The sequence below is a fragment of the Stieleria maiorica genome (genome assembly GCF_008035925.1).
Taxonomy (GTDB): Bacteria; Planctomycetota; Planctomycetia; order Pirellulales; family Pirellulaceae; genus Stieleria; species Stieleria maiorica.
In genome coordinates, this window is the sequence record NZ_CP036264.1 from 1,455,313 (window position 1) to 1,472,797 (window position 17,485).

Consider the following 17,485-nt stretch of genomic DNA (forward strand, 5'->3'; position numbering starts at 1 on the left):
GACACTCTACCGGCCCTCCGGGCCTCAGACACATTGCCCGGGCCGCCAAATGCGTTCCAACGATCGGTATTCGATTCGGCAAACACTCAGCAGTTACCCTGTCAGGCGTCGGTATGTCTTCTTCGGCCGAGTCAATCGCGCACCAAGTGAGACAAGAGTCACGCAAAGGCGCCAAGCCGCAAAGGAGCGGGTTCAAATCTTTGCGGCTTGGCGACTTTGCGTGAGGTCCTTCAAGCAGCTACATCGGCGTACACTTCAAACCGTGACATCAATAGCGAATCCCAGGAAACAGAGGTCTGGTGAAATCCGATGGGCGCTCTTCGAGCGCATCAATCAAACTGTGGATGAATAGTCAACCACGGAGGCCACGGAGAGACACAGAGAAGAAGTGGGCCGTTGCCGTTGGGCGTCGGTTAGCAGCGCGAACGATCAATTATTGGTGGTCCGAGCGCGGTAAAAGTACCTATTCCGTGGTTGGACCGCGGAATATCTCCCGCCACCCGATCTTACGGCACCCTGCAGGGGCAGCCAAGCAGTCCGCGAGTCACTAAGGTTTTCGGATCGACTGAAGAAACTTGAGGTGCGTTTCGATGCCTCCTGTTTGCGTTGCCGGTCGCGGGCGTTTTCGGAGACCATTGGCTGACCGTTGATGCGGAACAAGTCCCACACCCTGGATCAACGCGGGAGCGATTAGGATGTCAGTGGAACGATTTCGACGGTGCCTGGGCGTGATGAATCTGCCCGAAAAGGATCGCGAGTGGTTTCCAAAGTGGTAGGGCAGCTATGCTCGCTTTCCGGCAGTCCGAGCCCAAACAGGTACTTCGGAAGAGATTGTGGTTCGGCGTGACCTGGTGATCGAGTTTCTTCAAAAACTTCTTGGCGCCAAAACACCCGCGTGGCGGTCAGGGGGGAACAGCTGGGGACAGCGGTTTTACAAAGCGCGAAAGCCTTGGCGGCTTCCGCTGCGTCGCTTGAACTTCATTAGCGGTCGGCGTAGACCATGATGCTCTCTTCTTTGGTCACCGGCACGTTGGATTGATCGCTGGTGACGATCGCTTTGACCAAATGACGCCCCGCGGCGATGCCCCGGGCTTTGACTCGGTACACCATTTCGTCATTGGCCTTCAGCAACGCCCGCGGCGAGAAGGCGATGATGCCTTGCCCCTGAGGCGTGAAGTCACCTTGTTCGACCAACTGCAGCCCTTGCGGCAGCTGCAACGCGACCTTGACGTTGGTGTCGTCGCGCGATCCGGTGTTGCTGATTCGAATCTCGTAAACGGTGTCGCCGCCGATTTCGATCGGGTCGGCCGTGTCGCTGATCGAAAACGTCAATTCCGCTAGCGATGCCACTTCGACTTGGCTTTCCGATTTGGTTTGAATTCCCAAGTCGGCCGTCGCCACGGTTTGCAACACGCGGTTGCCTTCTTCGACCGGCAGCAGCGTCAACGGCACCTTCCCGGACTGACCGACCGGCAATGCGGGCAGCGACCAGAACACCGCGTGCCGCGATGCATCGTATTGTCCTTCGAAGTCTGTTTTGACGAACGTGAATCCGCGATCCAGCTGGACGCTCAATTCGACGTTTTGCGCCTCGGCCGTCCCCACGTTGGCGATCTCCAATTCGTAGGTGGCTTGGCGTTCCAGGAAGCGACGCGATGGTCCGGTCAACGTCGCCTTCAATTCCGGCGCGACAACCTCGACCGCGATCGTATGCGTGGTCTCCAATCCGTCGTCGCCTTTAACGCGAATCAGGTTCTGCACGATCCCCGGTTTGACCGCTCGCATCCGCAACACCTGACGGCGGATTTCTCCCGGACCGAGCGTGCCGATCAAGTTGTCCAACTGAGTCCCCTGGGGATGCTCCAGTCCGGCCGGCACGTCTTCCTGCAGAATCACGCCGGTCGCTTCGCCGGTGCCGGGGTTGCTGACTTCTAATTCGATTTCAAGTTGTTGTCCAATCAGAACCGTTTCCGGTGCGAGTTGGACGACCTGCAGTTCTGGTCGCGTGCTGATCGTTCGCACCGATGCGGCGGCTTCAAAGGTGACGCGGGCCACGCTGCCCAACTCCCCTTCTTGCTCGGGTGTCAACTGCAGCGTGATCGTGCGTTCTTGGTTTGGCTCCAGATCACCCAGCTCCCAATACAGCTCGGGTTGGTACTTCGGGTTGGGACGCGGCGTCGCATCGGTCAACGTCATTCCGTTGGGAACACGATCGTGGACCTGGACGTTCAACGCTTTTGAACCGCCGACGTTCTTGACGGTGATGACGAACGAAGCCGGCTTTCCGACCTTCACTTCCTCGGGTGCTCGCTTGTGGATCACGACCGACGGAGATTGTGGACCGTCCAGATAGCGTTCGCCGGGCGAAGCCAACGTGGGGCCGGCGGGCAGCGGAGCGCCGGTTTGTTGGTACCCGACACCCTGGTAAATCGCAGCGCCGGCCGGTTGGCCTGGACTCGCATAGGTGGCCGCCGGTGAAGCTAGCGACTGGGATTGCATTGATTGTTGTTGCATCGACAGGGCCGACGCCGCGGAAGAGGCCGCAGGTAATGGCGGAGCAGGCAATTGGGGTGCGGCGGCAGGGTATTGGTCAGCGGCACCAAATCCGCCGGCCGGTTGAGAATAACGTTGATCAGCAGTGGCAGCGGCGGGCTGACCGTAGGGCGACGCGCTGGCGTTCCCGATGTGGTTTGGTGCTGTCGTGTTTTGCAGTTGTGGCGAATCGGCAAACGCCCCGTTGCCAACGATCTGTGGTTGTGAAGCGATCCCCATCGTTGCCGCAGGCGCGCCGGGTTGCGCCGGTGCAGCGGCCGGCTGTCCCGCATCGGCTTGCATCGGCAACTGCGCGGCCCCCATCTCCAACTTCATCGCGGGCTGGCGATGGATCCGCATCGTGGTCCCGGACGGCTGGGCCAGGGTAGCCTCGGGCGTCGTTGCCTCGGGCAACGCTATTTCGGGCGTCGCCATCGCGGCAGCGGGTGCGTCGGCAAACTGTGGCTGCTCGGCATCGGCGCCGTCGCCGGTTACCGGTGTCAACATGGCGGCGGGACCGGCCGCAGCGGCATCGGCCGGGTCGGCAAAGGTGCCACCACGCAGATCGTTGGCGGGCGGCTGGCCGGCCAGGTCATCAATGGCGGCATTGTTGCCCACCGTGGATGCGTCTGCCGATGGTTCATCTAGCGGTGTCTCGGCGAAGGTGATCTCGGACATCTGCGGTTGTTCGGGAAACGACGCGTCCGGGGTGTCTGCGATCGGCATTCCCATGGAGAACGAGGGTCCGGCGTCGTCGGCGGGCGTGTCGCTCGTCACGGCCACGTCGGCCGAAGCGCCAGCCGCCGGTGCTTCGTCGAAACTGGGCAGCCGCATCTTCATCACCGAACGTCCGCCGACGCCAGTTTTCGGCTGCGGCGCATCGCCCGCGTCCGCGGGGATTTCCGGCAGCACCATCGAATCGATCGACTCGGTGTGCTGGACCAAACGCACCGGCGAGGCCTTTGAATCGTCGCCGGCGTCGGTCTCTCCGACCGGTTTGAGCATTTCGATATCCTCTGCCTGGGCCGTTTGCAGACCGGATTCGGATCCGATCGGCGCAACCGCCTTTGCCGGTGGAATCTGCTCTTCGGTCCAAGCCGATTCGGTGCTCGCTTGTTGGTCCTTTTGTGCTTGGGCGGCCATGATGGCCCCCAACAAAATCGTCACAGCACCTGCGGCGAGTCGTACGCCAAACGCTTTCATGGGTCTCAATCCGTTGGTGAAAAAACCGACTGGTCCTCCAGTGGGAATTACGGCATAGCAAATTCGCACACCAGGTGAAAAGCCCGCTTCCGGATCTGGGGGATCGGGGCGGTCGGGTGTGAGGTGTTTTTCAGCGTCCTTTTTTTAAGAGCGTGACGGGAAACCCAGCGGGCGACGGTCCGAAAGGGCTGTCGTGCTGGGGCCAGGCTGGGGGTGAGGGGAGTGCGTTACTTGGCGACTTCGGTGAATGTCGTTTCCCTGAGTGCGGTGACTTTGATTTCACCGGGGTACAGCAGTTCGCGTTCGAAGGCTTTGGCGATTTCGTGGCAGACCACGGCGGCTTGTTCATCGCTGGTGGTCGTGCTGTCGATGATCACGCGCAACTCGCGCCCGGCGCTGATCGCATAGGCTTCGCGGACGCCGTCAAACCGCCGGGCGATGGATTCCAGTTCTTCCATCCGTTTGATGTAGCGTTCCAGCGATTCGCGTCGTGCCCCGGGCCGACTGGCGCTGCAGGCATCGGCGGTCGCGACGACCATGGTGTAAGGGTGTTCGACCACGATTTCGTCGTGATGGCCCAGCGCCGCATGAACGACTTCGGCGGATTCGCTGTGCCGCCGCAGCAGATCGGCGCCGATCTTGGGGTGCCCGCCTTCGAGTTCGTGATCGGCGGCTTTGCCGATGTCGTGAAGCAGTCCGCAGCGACGGGCCAGATCGCCGCGCATCCCCAGCATCTCGGCGATCATCCCGGACAGGAACGCGACTTCGACGCTGTGGCGAAGCACGTTTTGGCTGTAAGAGGTGCGAAAGTGCAAGCGGCCCAACATTTCGATCAACCGATCGCTCAGACCCGGCACGTCGACTTCATCGGCCGCCTCGCGTCCCTTCTGCATGATCAGTTCGTTGATCTCCTTTTTCGTCTCCTCGACGACCTCTTCGATTTTCGAAGGGTGGATGCGTCCGTCGGCGATCAGGATGGTCAGGGCGCGTCGGGCGATCTCGCGGCGGACCGGATCGAACCCGCTGACGATCACCACGCCGGGCGTGTCGTCGATGATCACGTCGATGCCGGTGGCTTTTTCAAACGCCCGGATGTTGCGGCCTTCGCGACCGATGATCCGGCCCTTCATGTCGTCGGTGGGGACGTCGACGGTGCTGGTGGTTGAATCGGCGGTGAACGCCGAGGCGTAGCGCTGGATCGCGGTGAGCAGCATTTCGCGACTCTGTTCCTTGATCGACTCGTTGATCTGTTTCTTTTTCTTCAGCAACAGCTTTCCGCGTTCGTGTTCCAGTTCATCATCGAGTGCCTTCATCAGTTGCTCACCCGCTTCGGCACGCGTCATCCCGGAGACCGCTTCGAGCACCTTCTTTTGTTTTCGTTCCAGTTCGTTCAAATCGTCACGCTGTTGGGCAAGCGATTTGAGTCCGGCGTCGAGTCGTTGTTGGCTGTTTTCCAGTCCACGCTGCTGTTTTCGCAGGTCTGCCTCCTGGTTATCAAGCTGTTCGGCTCGGCGATCGAGCATCTGTTCGCGGCTGAGTTGCAGACGCCGCGATTCGGCCAGCTCGGCCTCGCCCTTGGATTTGATCTCCAACGCCTCCTCTTTGGCCTCCAACAGGATCTGAGTCCGCAGCGCTTCGGCCTCGCGGTTCGCCTCGTCCATCAACTTGTCGGCTCTTTCCGCCAGCCGGATCTTGTAGGCGGCCGCTTTCCAGCGTTGATAGCCCATCATCAACACCGCACCGGCGAGGACTCCGGCGAGTGAATAAAGGAAGAAGACTTCGTCGAGGAATGATGCGAGGGGAAGGGGGTTAGGCAAGGGAGCCTCGAATAGCGTATGTAAATGCGCAGCCGCGCTCAGATGGATGCAGGAGACCGGTAGACTAGGCGAATGCGGCAGGTAAAAACTGGCCGATCATTCGAGGAAGATCCTACCAAATTTCCCTGCGCCGTGGGTGGTTGGCTGGGCAGCCGTCGCGGCTGGAATCGCCGGGGCTTGTCGTTGGGGCGGAGTCGATCGGGTCGCCCGGTTTGGGATGGTTTTTACAAATAGCAATTCGTCTGGACGCCTTGCGAGGCTCGTATTTTTACCCGCGTTTCGATGACAAATCCGAGTCCCTGGCAAGAGTTCTGCGACGCAATCGAATCGGCATGGCCGGTGTCGCGATATCGGGACGTAGGCGTCGTGGTCGGCTGCAGCGGGGGAGCCGATAGCGTCGCGCTGCTGCGGTGTCTCGCAGAAGCCACACGTCCGCGGGCAGGCACCACGCCGCCGTCGGGGTTCATCGTTGTGGCTCATTTCAATCACCGATTCCGCGGCGAGGCCTCCGACGGGGATGCCGATTTCGTCCGGCGATTGGCCGATCAGTTTGGCCTGGCCGTCGAGATCGAGTGTGGCGATGCGGCGGCGCGGGACGAGGAATCGGCGCGGAATCACCGCCGGGCATTTTTTCGCAACCTGTTGGGCCGATACGGCGCCCGCTACCTTGCCCTGGGGCATTCTCGCGACGACAACGTCGAAACGGTGTTGTACCGGATGATGCGTGGCACCGGGCCGCTGGGGATGGCGGGCGTCGCTCCCTTTCGTCCGTTCAGCGAGCATCCCTCCGACAGCGATTTTGTGATCGCACGACCGATGCTCTCCCTCGGTCGCGACCAGATTCGCGGCGCCCTGCGATCGATCGATGCGGCTTGGCGAGAGGACGCGTCGAATCAATCCAATACCTATCGGCGGAATTGGATCCGAAACGAATTGTTGCCCGCGATGGAAACGCAGTTCCCCCACGCCGTGACGGCAATCGCACGCGCGGTCGAAGGCCAGCGACAATGGAAAGACGCCCTGCAGTCGGTGATCGATCGCTGGATCGAGGACCAGCAGGTCCGTGAAGCCCCGCTGACGCTGCGGCGTCTCGATCGGATCGGCGGTGGCGGCATGCCGGGCCGTGATTGGGAACAGGATTCCGGTGCCGCGTCGCCGGCCGAGCAAGCCGTTGCGATCGAGGCCCTGCGCCGTTGTTGGCACCGCGCGGGGTGGCCGCTGCGTGACATGGGGCAACACCACTGGACGCGGGTCGTCGAGATGCTTTACGGCGGCGGCCCCGACGCGCTGACCTTGCCCGGTGCCGTCGACGTGCGACGGGATCAGGAAGCGGTCGTCTTCGTCCGTCGCGACCCCGTATTTCCGTAGCGGAACTCGCCAAGAGTTTCGGCCAACCCTGCGGTCTCGTGGCGAAAGCCTTGGCGGCTTCCGCTACGATCCACATCTACCGTCTCTCGCAGTTAGACTGTGGAAGGCATCGCTAATGTCATCGCCCCAACTAAACCTAATCTCTAAATGAAGACAAAATACTTTCTGTCGTGGCTGATCCTGGCCGTGACGTTCACGCCGGCGACCGCCGACGAAACGACCAACGCAGACGTCGTGATCTATGGCGGGACGTCGGCGGCGGTGACCGCGGCCGTGCAGGTCAAACAGATGGGCAAGTCGGTGGTGATCGTCTGCCCCGACAAACACCTGGGCGGTCTTTCCAGCGGCGGTTTGGGATGGACCGACACCGGAAAGAAAGAAGTGATCGGCGGCCTGGCACGCGACTTCTATCACCGGATCTATTTGGAATACCAAAAGCCGGAATCATGGCAGTGGCAGACCCGTGACAGCTATGGCAACAAAGGGCAAGGCAATCGGGCGATCGACGGTGAAAACCGGACCCAATGGATCTTTGAACCCCACGTCGCCGAGAAGGTGTTCGAAGACTACATCGCGGAATATGCGATTCCGGTTCATCGCGACCGTTGGCTCGATCGCCAATCCGGCGTCGAAGTGGTCGACGGACGGATCGTGTCGATTCGCATGCTCGGCGGCCAGACGTACCAGGCCAAGGTGTTTCTGGACGCGACCTACGAAGGCGATTTGCTGGCCGCCGCCGGTGTGCCCTATCACGTCGGGCGTGAGTCTGTGGAGCAGTACGGCGAGAATTGGAACGGCGTGCAAACCGGTGTGTTGCACCACCAGCATCACTTCGGCAATTTGCCGCCGATCAGCCCCTACAAGACCCCCGGCGATCCGAGCAGTGGGGTTCTGCCGCGAATCAGCGCTGATCCCCCCGGGGAAAAAGGGGCCGCCGATCATCGTGTCCAGGCATATTGTTTTCGGATGTGCTTGACCGATCACCCGGAAAACCGCGTCCCGTTTGCCGAGCCGGAGGGATATGATCCGTCACAGTACGAGTTGCTCGCACGGATCTATCAAGCCGGTTGGCAGGACACGTTCCGCAAGTTCGACCCGATCCCCAATCGCAAGACCGATACGAACAATCACGGGCCGATGAGCACGGATAACATCGGGTTCAACTATGACTATCCGGAAGCCTCCTACGAGCGTCGCCGCGAAATCATTCGCGAACATGAAACGTATCAAAAAGGCTGGCTCTACTTTCACACCACCGACCCGCGGGTTCCCGACGAGATTCGTACGGCAATGCAATCGTGGGGCTTGGCGGCGGATGAATTCACCGACAACGGGAACTGGCCACACCAGATCTACGTCCGTGAAGCGCGTCGCATGATCGGCAAGTACGTGATGACCGAGAACGAACTTCAAAAGCGTCGGCCCACCCCGAAGTCGGTCGGCATGGGATCCTATTCGATCGATTCGCACAATGTTCAGCGCTACATCACGCCGGAGGGATACGTCCAAAATGAAGGTGACATCGGCGTGTCGACCGGCGGCCCGTACCAGATCTCGTACGATTCCCTGGTCCCGAAACAATCTGATTGCACCAATTTGCTGGTTCCGGTTTGCGTGTCCAGTTCGCACATCGCGTTCGGTTCGATACGGATGGAACCGGTCTTTATGATCCTGGGCCAAAGCGCCGCGACAGCGGCCGTGCTGGCGATCGACGGTGGGTCTGCCGTTCAGGACGTTCGCTATGAAGACTTGAAAGAGCGACTGGAAGCCGATGGGCAAGTGCTGCAGTACGAAGGCGGCGGGGGCAGCGGCGCGGCACTTCGTCCGGGTGATTTTTCCGGGATCGTGTTGGACAACGTTGCCGCGAAACTGGACGGTTCGTGGCAATCCAGCCAAGCCAATCACCCGCATTTTCTGGCCGGCTACCTGCATGATGGCAATGCAAACAAGGGGCAGTCGACGGCGACGTTCGAAGTCGCGTTGGACGCCGGGACGTATGACGTTCAAATCGCGTATCCCGTCAACAACAACCGCGCGAGCAATGTCCCGGTCCAAATTGCCCATGCCGAGGGGACTGAATCGGTAACGCTCAATCAGCGGAGTAAGCCGGCGGTCGAGGACACCTTCGCCTCGCTGGGACGCTACCGTTTTGACGCCGGCACCCCCGCCCGCGTTGTGATCACGAACGATGCCACCGATGGTTACGTGATCATCGATGCCGTTCGATTCGTGCCGGTGAAGGGGAGCGAGTGATGGGCGGCTGTGCTGGTCGGGTGTTGTACGATGGCCCTTCCGGGCCGTCGTTTGAACCCTGCGGGTTCAGCCGGGGACTGAAGAAGAGGGCAACCCGGAAGGAATGTCCTACGTGGAGGACTGTACGACGGTCCCTTCCGGGCCGTCGTCCATGCGGCTCTCCGCGACGGCCCGGAAGGGCCGTCGTACAGGGTTGATCGGCTGTACGACCTCCTTTTTAGGTCGTCGTGCAAAGCCCTACGGGCGCCGGCCCGGAAGGGCCGGCGTACCCGGTGGGGACTTACGGCCGCAGGCCGGCTTGATCGGCGGCGTCTTCCAGGAAGTAGTTGATATCGGCGTGCTTGTCGGCGTGCAGGACTTCGTAGGCGTGGGCGGCGCTGCGGGCGTGATAGAGTTGTTCGACCAGGTTGGCGTCACGGGTGATGGCGGTCGCGAATGCCGACAGCACTTGCAGGTGACGACTGCGTTCCATCTCCGGCGTCGCCAGCAGCAATACGGCGTGGACGCGGCGGTCGTCAAAGGTGTCGAATTTCAGCCCTTCGGCACTGAGCCCCAGGACGCCACGAATCTCGTCGCCCTCCCCGTCGTCCAGGATCGCGTGGGGGATCATCAGCCCTTGTCCCAAGTAGGTTGACAGTTCGGCATCGCGAGCCAGCACCCGCGCGACAAACTCCTCCTGTGGGATTTGCATCTTTGACGTCGCGTACAGCTGCGACGCCAGTTGTCGGATCGTGCCTTCGCGATCGCTTCCGGACAGCCCCACGGTGATGCGATGTTCTTGCAGGAAGTCCAGCAGTCGTGGGCGGTCCTTGTGGTCTTCGTCGGCTCGTGACAGGGCGAACCGTGTCGCGCTCGGGCCGAGCAATTGGTTGATCGCCAGTGCGGACAATCCGACCGTGTTGACGATCGTTCGGACTTCCTCGCTGAAACCGGAGTCCTCGCCCGAGACCAACAGGATCAAGCCGACCGCGACGCCGCCGTGTGGCAGCAGCGCGATGCCCAGGTAGCCGCGCACGTTGGCCGTCACGCCGGCCAAAGACATGGCCGAAAACGCGCTGATGCATTTTCCGGCCAGGCGAGCGAAGAAATACAGTCCGACCAGAGCCGCGGCGCTGGGGACCAGGCCGAAATCCAGTCGCATGCCGGCAAAGGTGTAGAACAGAGCGAACAGCGCGCCGCCGATGGTTTGTAAATAGGCTTCGCCCGAACGAACCAGGTCGTGTTGGAAATTCGTCAGTACGATGCCCGCAAAGGTGCAAGCGAGGATCCCGCCGGAGGTGCCGAAACCGGCGGCAAAGCCCCACGAGCCGAGCACCGCGGCAACGATCGTCGGTCCCAGAAATGCCGGGCTGACGATGATCCGCGTCAACGCGATCGCGATCAGGGCACAGCCGCCGCCGATCGCCAGCGTGATGCCGAATTGAACGACCACGCTTTGCAACGCATCGGACCATCCGGCTTGGGCGCCCAAGAAGGTCGTGATGAACACAAACACGGCCACAGCGACCATGTCGATCAAACCGATCGCCGCCAACAAGGTGCGTGTCAAAATGCCCCGTGCCCGGGCTTCCTGGATCACCAAGACCGTCGTCCCGGGAGCCCCCGCGATCGCGATTGCCGCCAGCAACAACGCGGCCTGGGTCGTCATCGAATCGCCGCCGGGCAGCAGCGGCCCGGCAAAATAAAGCAGCGCGCCGACCAGCACCGGTGTCACCAACGTCTCGCCCAGCAACAACAGCCCGATGCGTTTTCCGGTGTTCCGCAGACTGGCGAAATACAGCGTCGCACCAACGGTGAACGCGATGAATCCGAGCACGAAGTGCATGTAGGGCAAGAAGCGATCCAGGCATTTCGGATCCACTTCGGTGTTCATGCCGGGCAGCGCGAGCCAGCGCAGCACGATGCCGGTCGCGATCCAGCCGGTCACCTTGGGCATGCGGAGCAGTGCGAAGATTTCGCCGCCGACGATTCCGGTCACCAGCACCGTCGCCATGTTCAGCAGCGGATCTTCTAGGTGAAGATTAACGGAGTTGTGGAACAATGGTGCGGTCCTCGCCGATAAGCCAACAAACGATGTGACACAGGTGGGTCACCCCCGGCCAGTGGCGGATCCCCCGCACACTGGTGTGTTCCGCCCCGATGCGCCCCTGTGGTGTTGAGTGCGTCCCCGAAGTCCGGTGAGCCCCCAATGTAAGGCCTTCACCGGCCAGCGGATACCTCAGCGCGCCGGCACCTCCTCGACCGAGTAACTACGATGAATGGATCGGCTCCGAGTGTTTCGTCTCTCCCGAAGTGGAACTCGCCTATGGCCTGTTGATGAATCGCAACTGAAACAATCGTGAGCCGATGGCGCTAGCCACGGGCCTCGAAGGGCGATGCTGGCACCGCTAGACCCGCGGCTAGCGCCATCGGCTCACTAAATCGATCGCCCGCTTGCGCTTCGTGCTTGTCGCTTCCTGTTCACTTATCGAAAACGTTTAAATCAACAGACCGCCTAGAGTTTCGGCCGGCATGGCGCGAGCTGGCAGGGAGCTGAACGCATTGGCGGCTTCCGCTATGCATCGGGCTTCCGCTACGGGGCGAAACAGATCATTGAATTGCGGCGGAATGCCAGAATCGGGCCTACGAGTCTGGAGGAATCATCGCGTGGCTTTGATCATCAAGCCGACCGAGCGGCGGGAAATCGAAGCGATCTTTGCGCTGCGGCGCGACCCGGACGTGTTGTTGCACCAGTACCGTCCCCGCCGCAGCGAGACTCCGGAATCGTTTGCCCGCAAGCTGGATGCCCCGCCTGACCGACTCGGCATGTCATTTCGTTGCACGTCGATTCTGGTCGACGATGTTATGGTCGGACACGTGATGCAGCATTTCGGACCCGCTCCGGACCCCCGGCTCAACGCGTGTGAATGTGGCTGGAATCTCGCCAAGTCTCACTGGGGACAGGGCATCATGCCCCGAGCGCTCACGCTGCTGTTCGACCAGTTGTTTGAGGAGGATCCCAAGCTGTTGATTTTCGCCTCGTGTTTTACCTCCAATCACCGCAGTCGTCGGGTGATCGAAAAGCTGGGGTTCCAGCGAGATCAGATGCACTGGATCGTCTGGTTGACCCATTTGATTCGCAGCCGCGGGCGGCGGATCGAGCAGTTTCGCCTGGACCGGAGGGGATATCGGTTGGCGCTGGCGCATCTGGCCGCGGTTGAATCGTTGGAGCGGGAGTCGGCTTCGGATTAACCCACGGATGTCACCCAGCCAAGGATCCGAGAGGGCAACTCGCCTTCGATGGGAGTCAGGCGAGGGAGGGCTGAATGATGCGGGGCAGAATGATAAGTTGCGCGGAGTCCGGCGGCAGACCTTAAGTCGGCGCGGAAGGTTAGCAGCAGGTCGGCCACTGCGTTTGAACGGGGCAATAAAAAAACGGAGCCGATTCTGTCGGCTCCGTTTTCATCGTTGGTGATCAACAGGACGCGTGGCGTTCCCTGTCGGCAGACTGCGATCAGCCGCCGGTCGGGAACAGTGGGCCTTCGCCGCTTCCCAGGCCGCCCTTCAGGTCGCCTTCTTGGGCGGGCATGCTGCCGGTTTCGGCGGCTTCGGCTTCCGCCGCGGCACGTTCTTGCTCTTCGCCCCAGTCGACTCGTTTGAGCGACAGGCCGATCTTTCGCTCGTCGGTATCGACACGCAGCACCTTGACCTCGATCTCGTCGCCGACCTTGACGACTTCTTCCGGGTTTTCGACCTTGTGCTCGGCCAGTTCGCTGATGTGCAGCAAGCCTTCCAAGCCGTCTTCCAGGCCGATGAAGACACCGAAGTTGGTGATCTTGGTGACGTTGCCCTTGACCAGTTGGCCGGGCTGGTACTTGTCCGGAATGTCGCCATCCCAGGGGTCGTTATCGAGTTGCTTCAGTCCCAACGCGATGCGGCGACGTTGTTCGTCGACGCTCAACACACGGCACTGCAGCTCTTGGCCTTTCTCCAACAATTCGCTGGGGTGACCGATCTTGCGGGTCCAGGACATGTCGCTGACGTGAAGCAGTCCATCGATACCTTCTTCGAGTTCGATGAACGCACCGTAGTTGGTCAGGTTGCGAACCTTTCCGGTCACGTCGGTGCCCTCGGGGTAACGCTCCAACACGTCGTCCCAGGGGTTCTTTTGGGTCTGCTTCATGCCCAACGACAGTTGCTGGCCTTCGGGGTCGACGCCCAGGATTTTGACCTGGATCTTGTCGCCGATGTTGACCAATTCGCTGGGGTGATTGACCCGCTTGGTCCAGCTCATCTCGCTGATGTGCACCAGGCCTTCGATGCCCGGTTCCAGTTTGACGAACGCACCGTAGCTCATCACGTTGACGACTTCGCCATCGTGGTTGGAATCCACCGGATACTTCTCTTCGATGTTTTCCCACGGGTTGCGGTCTTTTTGCTTCAAGCCGAGCGCGATCTTTTGCTTTTCGCGATCGATGTGCAGCACCTTGACTTCGATTTCTTGGTCGATTGAAACCATTTCGGTCGGGTGCGAGATGCGTTCCCAAGCCATGTCGGTGATGTGCAGCAGGCCGTCGATACCGCCCAGGTCCACGAAGGCACCGAAGTCGGCGATGTTCTTGACGATCCCCTTGCGGATCTGTCCGACCTCGAGTTCCTGCATCAGGTACGCGCGGTCTTCTTCGCGTTGGTTTTCGATCAGCGAACGTCGGCTGATGACGATGTTGCGGCGGGTGTCGTCGATCTTCAAGACTTCGGCTTGGATCACGCGGCCGATGAAATCGCCGATGTCGCCGGGGCGTCGGATATCGACTTGGCTGCCCGGCAGGAAGACGTTGACGCCGATGTCGACCAGCAAACCGCCTTTGATCTTGCGGATCACGGTACCGGTGACGACCTGGCCTTCACCGATCTTCTTGATGATGTGTTCCCACTCGATGATCTTTTCCGCTTTGCTCTTGCTCAGCGCGATCATTCCGTAGGGGTCGTCGGCAGCCCCGTAGTTGTCTTCCATTTCCTCGATGAGGACCTGGACGGTGTCGCCGACCTTGGGTTTGGTTTCGTCGGGGCCCCATTCGTTCAGGTTGACCGTGCCTTCGCTTTTAAAGCCGACATCGATCAGGGCCCATTCGTCGTTGATTTCAACGATTTTGCCGTCAACGATTCGCCCTTGGGCGTATTCTTGCTGCTCGGCGTGCTGCAGGAAATCGAGCAGCCAATCCTCCGTCTCCTCCTCTGGCGCCATGACGGCCAGATCGTTGAGCATGTCGTCGTCTTCGAGGGAACGGATCAGATTGCGGTTGACCATGAAATTTTCCGATTCGGAATCTGTTGATGAGTCCAGGAGATGCCGGCGAGCCGAACGAGCAGGTTCGGCCGGGGAGCGCGGCGAAGCATGACGCCGCGGCAAAAGAGGCTTCTGCCGTCAAACGTCCCGCAGTTGGAGGGCGGTCTGGAGTTCGCGGCGACAGATTCGTGGGTTGGAGGAGTGAAATGACATCCGCTGCGGACGCCGTCCCTAAGTGATGGAAGGTCACGGCGAAAGCTGGCGATTGCGGCGGTCGGATTCAATCAAACTTCGATTGAAAAACTTCAATCGAACGCGATCCGACCGGCTGCACACGCCAGGCGCAGGGTCGGGCAACATGCCCGAAAAATCGTAGCGGGGAAGCCTACCAGACCCCGAGGACCCCCACAACAGCATTTTTCGGTATTCGCGGATCGTTCCGGGCCGATCAGCCTTCGGCGATATCCACAAACACCTTCAAAGCGTCCTTGTCCTCGACCAACAACCGCATCATCTCCTGGTAGTTGTCCATTCCGTCGACCGGGTGGGTCAGGATTTTGTCCAGCACGCCGGGGAACATCATGTCGCCCAGCGCCAGATCTCGGATGCCGCTCTCGAAGTGCGTGCGGTTGGCATTGACGCTGCCGAGAAGCAACTTGTTGCCCAGCACCCAATTCAAATTGACGCTGTCGGAGGGGATTTCGATGTTTTCATCGCCCCCGGTGATGCTGGTCCAGACCACCACGCCGTTGTGCCCGACGTGTTGCATCGCCTGGAACGCCAACTTGCTGCTGCCGGTCGCGTCGACGATCAAGTCCGGTTTGCCCGTGTTGGCGACCAGTTCGTCCAGCGACGTTTTGCGGGTGCTGACATAGTTGGCCTCCATGCCGGTGACGATTTCGCTTTTCAGGTTCGGGGCTTCTCCGCGGGCCAGCGTGTAAACGTCCAGGCCGCGAAGTTTGAGGATCAGTGTGGTCAGCAAGCCGATTTGGCCCGACCCGAGCACGTAGGCCAGACGCGGCCGCCAGACCTTCATGCGGTGCTGAGCCTCATAGGCCTGTTGGACCGCCTTGGCCGCACAGCTCATCGGTTCTTGCAGCACGTGCAAATGCTTCAGCCCCTCGGGGACCCGAACGATGTACTCCTCCTCGTCGGCGAACTTCTCTGTCATGAAGCCGTGACGCAAGTTGATCCCACGCTCGTAGTACGTCTCCTCGCTGGTCATGTCGTTGGTCCCGATCACGTCATAGATCGATCCGCCCGGTCGACGGACCGTCGCGGTGACGTAGTCGCCCGGTTTGACGCGGCGGACGTTGGGACCGACCGCTTCGACGATGCCGAACGACTCGTGGCCGATCACCAGGAAATCGTCGCCCTGCGGCGCGTTGCCGTACAGCGCCTCGTTGATCTCGCGGTCGGTCGCGTCCACCCCGACCTTCAGGGTCTTGACCAGCACCCCTTTGCCATCGGGGAACTGATCCAGCGACGGTTCTTCGATTTCGGTCAGGTGAACGCTATTGGGGGTGCCCGGGGTAACCGCGACAGCTTTCATCGGTATCTACTAGGTCAAAAGGGGGGAGGCATTGAGCGGGGAGATTCACCGCCGAGGCTAAGATGGCCTGCGGCGGACGCGAAATCGTAGCAATCGGACGGGGCGGGGGTCAGGGGGCGCGATCGCTTCTTCGCCCGCCAGGCCCTCTGCCCCTCGTTCCCAGGCTCCGGCCTGGGAACGCGTCTCTTGTGTGGTCGCCCTCGTTCCCAGGCTCCGGCCTGGGAACGCGCTTCCCGTGTGGCTCCTGCCACACCCGGCCGGCAGCGCGAGGCGGAGCATGGGCGGCGCAAAATCTGGATCTTGCGGTGGTTCAGAATTCACGCGAAATCATTCCGCGATGAATTGGTTGACTCACAGCCGCCATCGAGCGACGAAACACGAGTGACATCAGCCGATTCGCGCAAGCGTTCGGGCCCCCGGCTATCGGAGGCCCCGGCGTCTATCGGAGGCCCGTAGGCTGGCGCCAAACGGCTGATCCCAACAGGGTTTCACGGAATCGAAAACGCCAAAATCCTCTCGCCTGTCCCCAGGCAGGAGCCCAGGGGGCGAGGGGTTGTCGCCCCCTCTGTTCCCACTGGCCGGCTGGGTTTTCAGCCGTGTTCCCCGGTGTCGATTCGTCGCAGTCGGGCGGGCGCAAGTGTCTTAGTGGGGGTGAGGTCCCCGTTGCCGCGTTGCAGCGGGGAATCTGCCGTTCTTTTTAAACAACGATGGTTGTCAAAAATGGTCGATGCTGCAACAGTAGGGGTGTCGTCTTTCTCGTTCCAGACTCCCCAACAGGTCCCGCGATGAAACCTGAGCCGTCACCGGAAAGCGGTCCCATCCGCTCGGTCGATCGCGAATTGCTGCTGGCGATGCGCAGCGGCGAGCTGTTCGGGATCGGAGAGCTGACCGAGGAGCTGAGCGTCACCGCGACGGCGGTCCGCCAGCGGATCGAGCGGTTGCTCGCTCGCGGCTTGATCGATCGCGAGAAAGTCGTGGCCGGTCGTGGCCGGCCCACGTACCGTTACCGAATCACCGAGCAAGGCAAGCGGATCACGGCAGCCGATTCGACCGAATTGGCCGAAGCGATGTGGCAGGAACTGCTGTCGATCGAAGACCCCGAGCTGCGAAACCGGATGCTTCGTAGCGTGGCGACGCGTTTGGGTCGCGAGTATGCGGCGCAGCTTGATGAGAACGCACCGTTGGAAGAACGCATGCGAGTGCTGTCGCGGTTGTTGAAGTCGCGGCGGGTCGTCAGCGATGTGATCTCGGCGGGTGAGTTGCCGGTTTTGGACATCAACGCGTGTCCTTATCCGACGCTGGCCGATGGCAGCCAGGACCATTCGATGTGCCGGTTGGAAGAGCAGGTGCTGTCGGAGGCACTCGGCAAGCCGGTTCAATTGAGCCAGTGCCGACTCGATGGCGACTCCTGTTGCCAATTTTCGCCGGCGGTGAATTCGTCAACCGCGAATTCACCTGGCGACGGCACGACCGCTGAAGTCGACTGACGCGACG

Annotated in this window: 9 protein-coding genes; 4 read left to right on the top strand and 5 right to left on the bottom strand. The window is 61.0% G+C overall.

The features are described from left to right. Window positions 1-981 precede the first annotated feature (981 nt). Window positions 982-3,735 carry a DUF11 domain-containing protein gene (locus tag Mal15_RS04755; protein WP_147866712.1) on the bottom strand — a complete coding sequence of 918 codons (2,754 nt, stop codon included), beginning with the start codon at window positions 3,733-3,735 and terminating at the stop codon, window positions 982-984. A gap of 227 nt (window positions 3,736-3,962) precedes the next feature. Next, window positions 3,963-5,552, bottom strand: coding sequence for a ribonuclease Y (gene rny / locus Mal15_RS04760; protein ID WP_261344586.1), 1,590 nt, complete (start codon window positions 5,550-5,552; stop codon window positions 3,963-3,965). A 282-nt stretch (window positions 5,553-5,834) separates the two neighbouring features. On the opposite strand from rny, the gene tilS reads away from it, so the two are divergent. Both tilS and Mal15_RS04770 read left to right on the top strand, forming a co-directional pair. Beyond that, entirely contained in the window at window positions 5,835-6,920 is a 1,086-nt protein-coding gene (gene tilS, locus Mal15_RS04765) for a tRNA lysidine(34) synthetase TilS (RefSeq protein ID WP_147866713.1), read from the top strand. 147 nt (window positions 6,921-7,067) lie between these two features. Then, window positions 7,068-9,173 carry an FAD-dependent oxidoreductase gene (locus Mal15_RS04770; RefSeq protein ID WP_147866714.1) on the top strand — a complete coding sequence of 702 codons (2,106 nt, stop codon included), beginning with the start codon at window positions 7,068-7,070 and terminating at the stop codon, window positions 9,171-9,173. Between the two features lie 280 nt (window positions 9,174-9,453). On the opposite strand, the gene Mal15_RS04775 is transcribed toward Mal15_RS04770, so the two are convergent. Further along, window positions 9,454-11,166, bottom strand: a complete 1,713-nt coding sequence (locus Mal15_RS04775) for a cation:proton antiporter domain-containing protein (protein ID WP_147871849.1) — start codon at window positions 11,164-11,166, stop codon at window positions 9,454-9,456. Between the two features lie 653 nt (window positions 11,167-11,819). Between Mal15_RS04775 and Mal15_RS04780 the strand changes: the two genes are divergently transcribed. Continuing rightward, window positions 11,820-12,404: a GNAT family N-acetyltransferase gene (locus Mal15_RS04780; RefSeq protein WP_167546631.1), complete on the top strand. Its 585-nt coding sequence runs from the start codon at window positions 11,820-11,822 to the stop codon at window positions 12,402-12,404. Window positions 12,405-12,666: 262 nt separating this feature from the next. On the opposite strand, the gene Mal15_RS04785 is transcribed toward Mal15_RS04780, so the two are convergent. Together Mal15_RS04785 and Mal15_RS04790 are read right to left on the bottom strand one after the other, a co-directional pair. Continuing rightward, window positions 12,667-14,460 carry a 30S ribosomal protein S1 gene (locus tag Mal15_RS04785; protein WP_147866716.1) on the bottom strand — a complete coding sequence of 598 codons (1,794 nt, stop codon included), beginning with the start codon at window positions 14,458-14,460 and terminating at the stop codon, window positions 12,667-12,669. Between the two features lie 427 nt (window positions 14,461-14,887). Further along, a complete protein-coding gene (locus Mal15_RS04790; protein WP_147866717.1) occupies window positions 14,888-15,991 on the bottom strand; it encodes a glucose 1-dehydrogenase in 1,104 nt (367 codons plus the stop codon). A 785-nt stretch (window positions 15,992-16,776) separates the two neighbouring features. Between Mal15_RS04790 and Mal15_RS04795 the strand changes: the two genes are divergently transcribed. Further along, entirely contained in the window at window positions 16,777-17,478 is a 702-nt protein-coding gene (locus Mal15_RS04795; RefSeq protein ID WP_199773807.1) for a helix-turn-helix transcriptional regulator, read from the top strand. Window positions 17,479-17,485 lie beyond the last annotated feature (7 nt).

Coding starts and splice junctions, on each gene's coding strand:
- Mal15_RS04785 (WP_147866716.1), bottom strand. CDS start 14,460: ATGGTCAACCGCAATCTGATCCGTTCCCTCGAAGACGACGACATGCTC.
- Mal15_RS04795 (WP_199773807.1), top strand. CDS start 16,777: ATGAAACCTGAGCCGTCACCGGAAAGCGGTCCCATCCGCTCGGTCGAT.
- Mal15_RS04755 (WP_147866712.1), bottom strand. CDS start 3,735: ATGAAAGCGTTTGGCGTACGACTCGCCGCAGGTGCTGTGACGATTTTG.
- Mal15_RS04775 (WP_147871849.1), bottom strand. CDS start 11,166: ATGGCGACGGTGCTGGTGACCGGAATCGTCGGCGGCGAAATCTTCGCA.
- Mal15_RS04790 (WP_147866717.1), bottom strand. CDS start 15,991: ATGAAAGCTGTCGCGGTTACCCCGGGCACCCCCAATAGCGTTCACCTG.
- Mal15_RS04770 (WP_147866714.1), top strand. CDS start 7,068: ATGAAGACAAAATACTTTCTGTCGTGGCTGATCCTGGCCGTGACGTTC.
- tilS (WP_147866713.1), top strand. CDS start 5,835: ATGACAAATCCGAGTCCCTGGCAAGAGTTCTGCGACGCAATCGAATCG.